General features: G+C 61.8%; 9 protein-coding genes and 1 other RNA gene. 4 read left to right on the forward strand and 6 right to left on the reverse strand.

Features of this window, described 5'->3' with window-relative positions; genetic code table 11:
* Positions 1–22: 22 nt before the first annotated feature.
* Complete coding sequence (locus VES88_05980) at positions 23–475, reverse strand: PTS sugar transporter subunit IIA (GenBank protein ID HYN81032.1); 453 nt, start codon at positions 473–475, stop codon at positions 23–25.
* 123 nt (positions 476–598) lie between these two features.
* Here VES88_05980 and dusB point away from each other — a divergent pair, with 123 nt between their 5' ends.
* The 4 genes from dusB (at position 599) to VES88_06000 (ending at position 4000) form a co-directional block, all read left to right on the forward strand.
* The gene (dusB, locus tag VES88_05985; protein HYN81033.1) at positions 599–1591 is read left to right on the forward strand and encodes a tRNA dihydrouridine synthase DusB; all 993 of its coding nucleotides are present in this window, start codon (positions 599–601) and stop codon (positions 1589–1591) included.
* Between the two features lie 98 nt (positions 1592–1689).
* Positions 1690–2049, forward strand: a transfer-messenger RNA (tmRNA) gene (ssrA, locus tag VES88_05990).
* Between the two features lie 137 nt (positions 2050–2186).
* Positions 2187–2687 carry a protein-disulfide reductase DsbD N-terminal domain-containing protein gene (locus VES88_05995; GenBank protein ID HYN81034.1) on the forward strand — a complete coding sequence of 167 codons (501 nt, stop codon included), beginning with the start codon at positions 2187–2189 and terminating at the stop codon, positions 2685–2687.
* Positions 2684–4000, forward strand: a complete 1317-nt coding sequence (locus tag VES88_06000) for a cytochrome c biogenesis protein CcdA (GenBank protein HYN81035.1) — start codon at positions 2684–2686, stop codon at positions 3998–4000. Before VES88_05995 ends, VES88_06000 begins: the two co-directional genes overlap by 4 nt.
* Here VES88_06000 and VES88_06005 read toward each other — a convergent pair.
* From VES88_06005 to purF, 5 genes are read right to left on the reverse strand one after another with little or no spacing between them, the layout of a single operon-like run.
* Positions 3893–5011, reverse strand: a complete 1119-nt coding sequence (locus tag VES88_06005; protein ID HYN81036.1) for a lysylphosphatidylglycerol synthase transmembrane domain-containing protein — start codon at positions 5009–5011, stop codon at positions 3893–3895. The two genes, VES88_06000 and VES88_06005, sit on opposite strands and share 108 nt — an antisense overlap.
* Positions 5008–5697, reverse strand: coding sequence for a polysaccharide deacetylase family protein (locus VES88_06010; protein HYN81037.1), 690 nt, complete (start codon positions 5695–5697; stop codon positions 5008–5010). Before VES88_06010 ends, VES88_06005 begins: the two co-directional genes overlap by 4 nt.
* Positions 5694–6896 carry a glycosyltransferase family 4 protein gene (locus VES88_06015; GenBank protein HYN81038.1) on the reverse strand — a complete coding sequence of 401 codons (1203 nt, stop codon included), beginning with the start codon at positions 6894–6896 and terminating at the stop codon, positions 5694–5696. The genes VES88_06010 and VES88_06015 overlap by 4 nt, the downstream gene beginning before the upstream one ends.
* A complete protein-coding gene (gene ppdK, locus VES88_06020; GenBank protein HYN81039.1) occupies positions 6874–9540 on the reverse strand; it encodes a pyruvate, phosphate dikinase in 2667 nt (888 codons plus the stop codon). Before ppdK ends, VES88_06015 begins: the two co-directional genes overlap by 23 nt.
* A 4-nt stretch (positions 9541–9544) precedes the next feature.
* Positions 9545–10927 carry an amidophosphoribosyltransferase gene (gene purF, locus VES88_06025; GenBank protein ID HYN81040.1) on the reverse strand — a complete coding sequence of 461 codons (1383 nt, stop codon included), beginning with the start codon at positions 10925–10927 and terminating at the stop codon, positions 9545–9547.
* Between the last annotated feature and the right edge of the window lie 2 nt (positions 10928–10929).

Below are 10929 nucleotides of genomic sequence, written 5' to 3' on the forward strand. Positions count from 1 at the left end.
AGGCCGTGCGGGCGATACCGAACTAGAGAGCTTTTTCCTCTAGAAGAGCCATGAACTGCGCGGGCTCGGACAAAGCGAAGAGACGGTCCGGGATGTCGGGCTCCTTGCTGAATTGAGCAATCTTGCCTAGGACGGGGAGGTATTGATTCGAGACTTCGAGCGGCGGCGCGACGATGAGAAAGAAGAAGTTCACCGGCTTTTCGTCGATTGCCTTGAAGTCCACCCCGTTTGTCTTACGGCCGAACGCCACGCGAAGCTTGCTGACTACCAGCGAGCGGCAGTGGGGAATCGCAATGCCGCGCCCGATCCCGGTCGATCCCAGGTTCTCTCGGCGCTTGAGCATCTTGAACAGCATTCCCTCGGACTTCTCGTCGAGCTTGAGCAGTGAGATCAGCTCTTTGAGAATGTCGTCCTTCGCGGTGCTCTCGAGCTCGAGCTTGACCGCGTCCTCGGAAAAAAACTCGCGCAGCTCCATTCACTCCCTCGGTTCGCTGTTGCACACGCCCGCGCGTGCGGAATCGAGCAAGTTACCGGTGAACGATAAGAGAGTCAAACCGTGACGTTGCATGCATTTCCAAGGTCCGTTAGCTTCGAAATCATGCGCTTCCCGTTCGCTGTCGACGCTGCATTGCCGCTTTATCTCGCACCGATGGCTGGTGTATCCGAGTCGCCTTTCCGGCGTCTCTGCCGCCGCTTTGGCGCTGATGTCGTGGTAACGGAGTTTCTCTCCGCCGAGGCAATCCGTCGCGAGAACAAGGCGACGCTTGCAAAGCTGCGCTTCGCTGCCGACGAGCGCCCTATCGGAGTGCAGATCTTCGGCTCCGATCCGTTGGGAATGGGAGAGGCTGCCGCACTCGTCACCGAAGTGTTCGAGCCAGAGTTCATCGACATCAACTTCGGATGCCCGGTGAAAAAGGTCGTGAAGCGCAACGGTGGCTCCGGCTGTCTCAAGGATCTCGATCTGGTGCAGACGGTCATACGATCGGTCATCAGTCACACGCATCTTCCGGTGACGGTAAAGATTCGCAGTGGATGGAGCGAGGAGATGCGCGATCCCGTGACCATTGGATTGCGCTGCCAGGACGCCGGAGCTCGCGCGCTTGCGCTTCACCCTCGCACGCGGACGCAGATGTACTCGGGTTCGGCGCGATGGGAGGAGATTGCAGCGGTCGTCGATGCGCTCGACATTCCGGTGATCGGGAATGGCGACATCAAGACGGCGGAGGACGCTGTGCGGCTTCAGCGTGAGACCGGATGCGCGGCAGTGATGATTGCGCGCGGCTCGTTCGGGCAGCCGTGGATCTTCGATCAGACGCGTGCATTGCTCGAGGGCAAGCCAAAGCCTCCCGCGCCGCCGGTCGAGGAGCGGTTCGCGATCGCCATCGAGCACGCGCGGATGGCGGAGCATTACGAGCCCGACTTGCGCGGCGCGGCGATCGAGTTCCGAAAGCATCTGGGCTGGTATGTGAAGGGATTGCCGAGCGCTGCCGAGCTCAAGAAGCGGCTGTTTGCTGTTCAGTCTTTTGGCGAGATAGAGGGGATTTTCGCCGATTATCTCGCCGGCCGGACGGAGGAGCTGGTCCCAGCGTAACTGTTGCTCTCCCAGCGGCTTGCGTGAAGCACTTCAAGTAACGTCTCAGCCTGATTTCTGTTGACTGGGGAGTGCTGGAGCGCTATATTCAATAATTAGGGGGCGACTGGCTTCGACGGGGTTGGTGAAGCTGTGGCCGCGTGCCCAGGTCCTCGGATCCTGGTAAAACCTCTGGGAAAATTTTCAACTGCCAACGATAACCTGGCACTGGCTGCGTAACTCTTAGGAGTTGCTGCACCTGCCCATGATGAAGCCCTCCTGAGGCGGCGTCATGGGTATCGCAAATTCGGGATAGTCGGGCGTCGCGCCTTCAGGCGCCCTGCGAAACTTTAGAAGGCTTGTTCAGCAGTGGGCCGCCCATCGGCCAGCGGCTGGAGACCTCAATCGATGGGATACGCACGTAGAAGCTGTGGTGAATTCAGTCTCGGACCGGGGTTCGAATCCCCGCGCCTCCACTCGTACGATGTCGATTTGAGCCGAGCGGCGCCTCGCAGGCGCCGTTTCGCTTTTCACGACTTCGCCGCGAAACGAAGACGATTTTCGGCATACAGACCCGCCGCCCACGACCTCGCAGCCGACAACTATATTGGAGCCGATGAGACTGTCAGCACTGTCCCTCGGCGCGTTGATTGGCGGGATCGCGGTCGGCTGCGGGCCGGATAAACGGGCGGCTGCGGAGAATCCCGTCAAATGGACCGTGTCGGATTCTACGGCGCAGCTGCACGCCGGAACCGCAACAACGTTGCGCCTCGCCGCCGCGATCGATTCCGGCTGGTACATCTACTCGATCACCCAGAAACCCGGCGGTCCCACGCCAATGACAATCTCCGTCGCTCCCTCGCCGCCATTCAGTCTCGATGGATCTGCTGTTGGCCCGCAGCCGATAGTCATCTTCGACAAGGAGTTCGGAATCGAAACCGAGCGCTACGAAGGGAATCCTGCTTTTGCCGTTCCGGTTTCCGTCGCTGCGACTTCAGGCGCAGAAACTAAGACGCTCGACATCAAAGTTCGCTATCAGGCGTGTAATGCCAGCTTCTGTCTCCCGGCACGGACAACGGTACTTACGACGCGCGTCGAGGTAGCAGGTCGAACATGAGCTCTTTCCTCTGGCTTGCAGCTGTCACAGGCGCGCTCTCGCTCCTCACGCCCTGCGTGTTCCCGATGATTCCGGTGACGGCAGCGTACTTCAGCCAGCTCTCGCACCGCGGACGCGGCTGGGTGCTGCGCAACGCGCTGCTCTTCGCCGGCGGGATGGTCGTGACCTTCACGGGGCTGGGACTCGCGCTCGCCCTGCTCATCGGAGCGTCCGGCCTGGCACGGCTCGCCGCCAACCCGTGGGTGAACATCGCGATCGGAATTTCCTTCGCCGCATTTGCGTTTAACCTCATGGGGCTCTGGGAGCTCAGAGTGCCATTTGCAAACGCAGCCGCAGGCAGCGCGGACGCTTCCGCCCGCGCGCGCGCAGGAAGCGGATCCGCCTCGCTCCTCATGGGCTTTGCATTCACGCTCGCTTCATTTACGTGCACGGCGCCGTTCGTCGGCCCGCTGCTCGTGTCGGCCGCGCGAGGGGACTGGCCTCGCCCGCTGCTCGGCATGCTCGTGTTTTCGCTCGTCTTCAGCGCGCCGTTCTTTCTGCTGGCTGCCGCACCGGGATGGACTCAGCACCTTCCGCGTCCGGGGAAATGGATGGTCGAGCTTCGATTCGTCGTCGGCCTGGTTGAGCTGGGCGCTGCAATCAAGTTCTTCTCGAACGCCGACCTCGTCTGGCGCACAGGCATGATTTCGCGCGAGGCCATCGTTCTCTTCTGGGCAGCGCTGATGCTGATCGGCGCGATTTATCTCGCGCGGCCGTTCGCACGGTGGGGAACAGCGACACGTTTTTCGCTTGCGCGCTCCTTCGGCGTCATCGCGTGTGTCGTGTTCGCCGGCTGGATTGCGCGAGGTACGAGCGAAGGCACACTCGGTGAGCTGGAGGCTTTTCTACCACCGGAAGAAATCAGCGAGTCGGCATCGGCGTCTCTCGCGTCGGGCGGCGGCCCGGAATCGATCCGGTATCAATGGATTCTCAACGATCATTCGGCCGCTTTGAGAAAAGCACGCGAGTCGGGCAAGCTCGTCCTTATCGATTTCACCGGCTACACCTGCACCAACTGCCGGTGGATGGAATCACGTATGTTCGCCCGCCCCGACGTGTCAAAGGCGCTGAGCAATTTTGTCCTCAGCCGTCTCTACACCGACGCGGAAGGGGAGATATACGAAACGCAGCAGGCCTTTCAGGAGCGTCATTTCGGCACCGTCGCTTTACCGCTCTACGCGATTGTCGACGCCAATGGCCGAACCGTTCGAACTTTTGCCGGACTCACCCGGAGCCCCGCCGAGTTTCTCGCTTTCCTTGGGGCTGTCTCCTAGAAGAACAGGCTCGCGGTTCTCCGTGAGCGACTCCGCCTCTTTCTTCGCGCGCGACTTGAAGATGAATTCCGGCGCCAGTAGCACTCCCAGCAACGTCAGCGGAATTATCTGCAACGTCTGAATCAGCAGTGACACCGCGATCGCATCGTTGCGCGGGACGCCGAACTGCTCCGCCGTGAGCGCGTAGACGAACTGAAAAAAGCCGACGTTCCCGGGCGTCGCGCGAATCAGAAGCCCCAGGTTTACGGCGAGAAGCGCGGCGAGACTCGCGGCATAGGGCATGGGGACATGCGCCGCCTCGGCGGCAAGCACGAACGTCACGAGCTGCCCCGCCCATGACAGCATCGAGAAAAAAAGTGCACCCAGGAATCGCGGACCGGTGGAGAGCGTCCGCGTGCTCGACGCGAACCCGGAGAGATACCGGCGTACGCGGCCCCACATCGCGAGCGGCTTGGCGCTCTCGTCGGCAACCTGCGCCGGCGAAGCTTTTCGAGCGCCGTAGAGAAACCAGACCAGCAGTATCGTTATTCCGACCAGCAGCAGCTCCGCCGGCACGCGCCATTTCTCGAGCGCGTTTGGAAGCTCGAAGGCAAGCACCCCATAAACGAGGAGGATCACGAAGCCGACCGGATCGAACAGCCGCTCGAGCGCGAGCGTCGCGAGAACGGTCGAGCTCGGTAATCCCGTTGCGCGCGAGACGAAGACTACTCGCGCAGCGTCACCGCCATTCGCGACGAGGACGTTGTTCAAGCCGGCTCCGGCGATTGTCGCTCGCATCGCGAGCGGCAGCGACGGCGATCCCGCCGGCTTGAGGAACAGCCACCAGCGCACCCCCTTTACCGCCATGGAGAGGAAGTTGATTACGACTGCGGCCACCAGCAGCGGCATGGACGCTTGACGGATGGAAGTCCACGCAGCCGTCCAGTCGATCGTTCGCGCAAAGACGACCAGGAACGCAACGATCACCGCCGTGAGAAGCCAGCGGAAACCGCGCGCTACCTTGTGATTCATGCGACGGGCAGTGTCACGAACTCGTAGCCGCGCTCTCGCAGCCGTGTGATGATTTGCGGAAGCGCACCAGCAGTCTGCATGCGATCACCGCTGGCGTTGTATCCGTCGCCGTCGTGAAGCAGCACGATCGACCCCGGCTTCACGCCCTCCACTGTCTGGTCAGCGATCGCCTGCACGCCTGGCCTGTCGCTGTCCCACACTCCGAGCGACCATCCGATGGTTCGCTCGCCCAATGAGCCCGCAATCGCGGAAACCCATGGGCTTCGGAATCCGTGCGGCGCCCGAAAAAACTGCGGTGTCTCCGAGCTGGCTCGCTCAATCGCGCGCTTGCCGAGTGTCACGTCGCGCCGGACATAATGCGGAAGCTTGAAGTGCAGCTTTCGGTGAAAGTAGCCGTGATTGCCAACCTGATGGCCTTCCTGCACCGCCCGATGGACGAGCTGAGGCCAACGCTCCGCATGCCGTCCGAGAATAAAAAACGTCGCCTGCACGCCGTACTTGGCCAGCGTATCGAGGATAGACGGGGTCGCCTCAGGATTCGGGCCGTCGTCGAACGTGAGCGCAACCTTTCGATCCTCCGTCGGCAGATGGCCCAGCACCGGCCCGAATACAAAACTGTTCCGGTGGAACGCGCCGTGTACCGCGCCTCCAAGCATGGAGAGTCCTACGGCTGCCTGCAGAATCATACCGTCACCGATGGGCCAAGAACGGCCGCATAAACGTCGAGCACGGCTTCGGTAACGCTCGGCCAACCGTACAGCTGAGCTACCTGGCGTCCCGCTTTTCCCAGACGCGCGCGAAGCGTCTCATCATCGAGAAGACGAACGAGACTGTCCGCCAGCGCGTCGCGGTCGCCGCAATGAAACATGAGTGCTTCACGCTCGTGCTTCACCACGTCGCGAAACCCCAGGATATCGGAGCATACAACGGGAGTCTCACACGCCATCGATTCCAGCAGAGTGATTCCAAACGACGCCTTCGTTGTCGGGCACGCGTAGATGGCGCTGTGAGCGTAATAGCTCGGCCTCGAGCCGAGAACTGAGCCGACAAAGGTGATGTCAGGATCGGCGCCTGCGGCGCGATAGTAGTGTTTCCGCAGCGGACCGTCCCCGACCACCACCAGCTGCGCCTCGCGGTGGCGACCCCGAACCTTCTTGAAGGATTCAATCAGCGTGGTCAGTCCATTCCTTGGATCGAATCGACCGAGGAAAAGAATGACCGGCACGTCGCGCCGGATTCCCGGCGGCGGCGGCACATGTGGATTGAAGAGGTGAAGATCGATCCCGTTCGGGACGATCGTCCAGTTCGCTTCGAAGTAGCGGTTCAATGCGACCGTCGTCGAATGCGACACCGCGATCGCCGCGGAGAGCTTGTCGAGCTTGTTCTGCAGATACTGGCGACTTATCCCGTACAGATACGAGCGCTCGAAATAAGTGTGGAAAGTTCCAAGCACGGGACAGTCCGCCTCATCCATCGCCAGCAGGGGAAGCGAAGGGCTGAGCGGAGAATGCACGTGAACGAGATCGTATCTGCCGCGCCTCAACGTCTCGCGCATTTTCTTGCGCAGCGAAAGCCCGACTGTGAGACGAGCCTGCGAGCCATTGAAGTAGACCGGCTGGCTCGTGCCCAGGCGAATGACATGCGGCTCGTCCTGCGTGCCTTCGAGCTTGGATGTGATGATGTCTACGTGGTGCCCCAGCCTGCGTGCTTCACGCGCAAAGAAATGCACGTGCTCGCAGATGCCGCCGAGGTGAGGATAGTAGTACTCCGTCACGAGCGCGATTCTGAGAGGGCGCGCGAACATCGGCGCCTCGACCGGCAGCCAGGCCGCCGGCGTCATGTCTATCGCTCTCGCGAGATTGTTAGTTCTTACCCAGGGCGGCATGAGCAGCGGCTAGGCGCGCGACGGGCACGCGGAATGGTGAGCAGGAGACATAGTCGAAGCCCATATCGTGACAGAGCTGAACGGAGCGAGGCTCGCCTCCGTGTTCGCCGCAGATTCCGATCTTCAGCTTCGGGCGCACCCGCCGTCCGTCTTCGACAGCGATCCTGATGAGGCGGCCGACGCCGGCCGCATCGAGCACCTGAAACGGATCGTCGGCAAAGATACCACGTTCGAGGTACGAAGGAAGGAAACGGCCTGCATCGTCGCGGCTCAGGCCAAAGGTTGTCTGTGTGAGGTCGTTGGTCCCGAACGAGAAGAACTCCGCTGACCGGGCGATCTCGTCGGCCGTCAGCGCCGCCCGCGGAAGCTCGATCATCGTACCGATGAGGTGGTGGATTGTCTCGCCCATTGCGCCGAGGACCTGCGCCGCGCTCTCCTCGAGGATGGCGCGCTGATTGTCGAACTCGGTTACGCTCGAGACGAGCGGGATCATGATCTCCGGCCTGACGTCGATGCCCCGTCGCGCCGCACGCACGGCAGCTTCGAAAATCGCTCGTCCCTGCATCTCGGTGATCTCGGGGAACGTGATCCCAAGTCGGCAGCCACGATGCCCGAGCATCGGATTCGTCTCACGGAGCGACTCGACGATGCGACCGAGGTCTGCACGTCGGAGGCCGAGTGTGCGCGCGAGCAGCTTGCTCTCTTCGCCTCCATGCGGAAGAAACTCGTGCAATGGCGGGTCGAGCAGGCGAATCGTAACCGGGTATCCGTTCATCGCTTCGAAGATTCCCTCGAAGTCCGAGCGTTGCATTGGCAGGAGCTTCGCGAGTGCACGCCGGCGGCCGGCCGCGTCCCGGGCAACGATCATCTCCCGCATCGGCGTGATGCGGTCCCCCTCGAAGAACATGTGCTCGGTGCGGCATAATCCGATGCCCTCGGCTCCGAACCCACGCGCGATGCGAGCGTCGCGCGGAGTATCGGCGTTTGCCCTGACGCGCATCGTTCTGATCTCGTCCGCCCAGCCGAGCAGCTCGGCATACGACTGATACACGGGAGCGGCAGAGCTTTGCAGATCGCCTGTTGTCACTCTCACGATCTCGCTCGGAACGGTCGGGAGGTGGCCGGCAAAGACCCGTCCGGTTGCGCCATCCAGCGTCAGCCAGTCGCCTTCCGATATCTCCGTGCCGTTTACCGCAAAGCTGCGACGCTCGAGGTCGACCTCGATCTCCTTGCAGCCGACGATGGCGCACTTTCCCATTCCGCGCGCGACAACCGCTGCGTGGCTCGTCATTCCGCCACGCGCTGTGAGTACCGCACGCGCGGCGACAATTCCGGCAAAGTCTTCCGGGGTGGTCTCGTCACGGACGAGTATCACGTGGTCGCCGGCGGCCGCACGGGTCTCGGCACTATCGGGATCGAACACCGCAATGCCGCTCTCCGCACCCGGGCTCGCGGGGAGCCCGGTGCAAAGTGGAACGGCGCGAACTGACGGGTCGATGATAGGATGCAGGAGCTGGTTGAGCTGTCCGGCCGGAACGCGCCTGACCGCTTCGTTCTTGTCGATGAGTCCCTCACTAACCATGTCACGGGCTATGCGCACTGCTGCGGCAGCGGTGCGTTTGCCCGTACGCGTCTGCAGAAGAAAGAGTTTCCCGCGCTCGACCGTAAACTCGAGGTCCTGCATCTCGGCATAGTGTTTTTCCAGCCTGTCCTGAGTCTGGAGCAGCTCGGTGTACGCCGCGGGCAGCCGCTCGGCCATTTCCGAGATCGCCAGCGGAGTTCTAATGCCTGCGACGACATCCTCTCCTTGCGCGTTGACGAGAAACTCTCCGTAAAACTTCGGCTCGCCGGTGGATGGATCGCGTGTGAAGGCAACACCGGTGCCGGAATCATCGCCGAGGTTTCCAAATACCATGGACACTACATTGACCGCTGTCCCAAGGCCTTCGGGGATGTTGTTTACTTTCCTGTAGTCACGCGCCTTTTTCAGCGTCCACGACTTCCACACCGCTTCGATCGCGCCCCACAGCTGCACCGTTGGATTGGTGGGAAAAGCCGCGCCCGCGCGGTTGCGCACCAGCGACTTGTATTCCTCGACGAGGTTGCGCAGTGCGTCTTCGCTGAGCTCGGAGTCGCTGCTGGCGCCGGTCGTCATCCGTCGGGCCTTCAGCAGATGCTCGAAGTCGCTTCCCGGGACGCCGAGGACGACGTCGGAGTACATCTGGATGAAGCGACGGTACGAATCGTATGCGAAGCAGGCGCTGCTGCTGAGCCTGGCGAGCCCTTCTGCTGTCCGATCGTTCAGCCCCAGGTTAAGAATTGTTTCCATCATCCCCGGCATGGAGACGGGCGCGCCGGAGCGAACAGAGACGAGCAATGGATTCGCCGGATCTCCGAACCGCCGGCCAGTTGCCTTTTCGAGGCGAGCCAGATTTCCCTCCACCTGGGCGCGCAGTCGATCGGAGTACTTTCCGTCGCGCAGGAACGCGATGCACTCGGAGCACGCAATCGTGAAGCCGGCTGGAACCGGCACGCCGAGGTTGGTCATTTCGGCGAGGTTGGCGCCCTTTCCTCCGAGGACGCTCTTCATGTCGCGCGTGCCTTCAGCGGCGCCGTTGCCGAAAAAGAAAACAGATTGGGTCATGCCGTCAGCAGCCGCAGCCGAATCGAAGCTTCTCGGGGTCGGTCGGCGGCGGAGTTGGATAGTCGCCCGAGAAACAAGCGTGACAGAATCCGTTCGGGCCGTTAGGTACCGACTCGAGCATTCCTTCGAGAGAGAGGTAGCCGAGCGTATCCACCTCGAGAGTGCGGGCTATGTCATCCACCTCGAGATTGGCGGCGATCAGCTCGTCGCGGTTGGGCGTGTCGATTCCGTAATAGCACGGGCCCGTGATGGGTGGAGAGCTGACGCGCATGTGAACCTCGCGCGCCCCCGCTGCGCGAACCATCGCTACGAGCCCCTTTGTTGTCGTGCCACGCACAATGGAATCATCCACCATTACGACGCTTTTCCCGTTGAGCACCTCGCGGACCGCGTTGTACTTCACCTTCACCTTGGCGTCGCGGCCGGCCTGCGTCGGTTGAATGAACGTGCGGCCTACGTAGTGATTGCGAATCAAAGCGAGCTCGAACGGCAACTTTGATTCCTCGGCGTATCCAAGGGCGGCGGAATTGGATGAATCCGGAACGCTGAAAACAAGCTCTGCGCCCGGAGCAGGGCATTCGCGCGCAAGTCGGCGCCCCAGAGCACGACGCGCGCGGTCTACCGATCCGCCAAACACCCTGCTGTCGGGTCGCGCGAAATACACGTACTCGAAGACGCACTGGCGGCTTTCCCGCTTCGGCAGCGGGAATGATGATCTTGTTCCGTCCGCGTCGACGGCCACGATTTCTCCGCGCTCCACCTCGCGTACAACGGTTGCTCCAACAATGTCCAGGGCGCAGGTCTCGGATGCGAAAACGGTCGAGTCACCGAGCTTGCCCATCACGAGCGGTCGCCAGCCTCGCGGATCGCGCGTTGCGAGCAGGGTCTCACCGATCATCACTACCAGCGAGTAGGCTCCTTCGACATCGCATAGCGCGTCGGCAAGACGCTCTTCGGGCTTGCCCGCCGAAGAGCGCGCGATCCGATGGACAAGCACCTCGGAGTCCATCGTCGACGTAAAAATCGCCCCGGTTTCAACGAGATCGTGTTTCAGCTCCGTGGCGTTGGTCAGATTGCCGTTGTGCGCGAGAGCGACGTATCCATCGCGCACGCGCGCAAGAACCGGCTGTGCATTCTCGATTGTCGACGAGCCTGCCGTGCTGTAGCGTGTGTGGCCGATCGCCAGGTCGCCCGCGAGACGCGCGACATCCATCGCCTCGAATCCTTCCGAGACAAGGCCCATCGTCTTCGACGCGCGCGCGCCGGTGAGTCTGTCCAGCGCAACGATGCCCGCCGATTCCTGTCCGCGGTGCTGCAATGAATAAAGCCCGAGATGCGTTATCTCAGCGGCTTTGGGGTGGGCGTAAATACCAAAGATTCCGCACATCG

This window comes from Gemmatimonadaceae bacterium (assembly GCA_035633115.1).
Classification (GTDB): domain Bacteria; phylum Gemmatimonadota; class Gemmatimonadetes; order Gemmatimonadales; family Gemmatimonadaceae; genus UBA4720.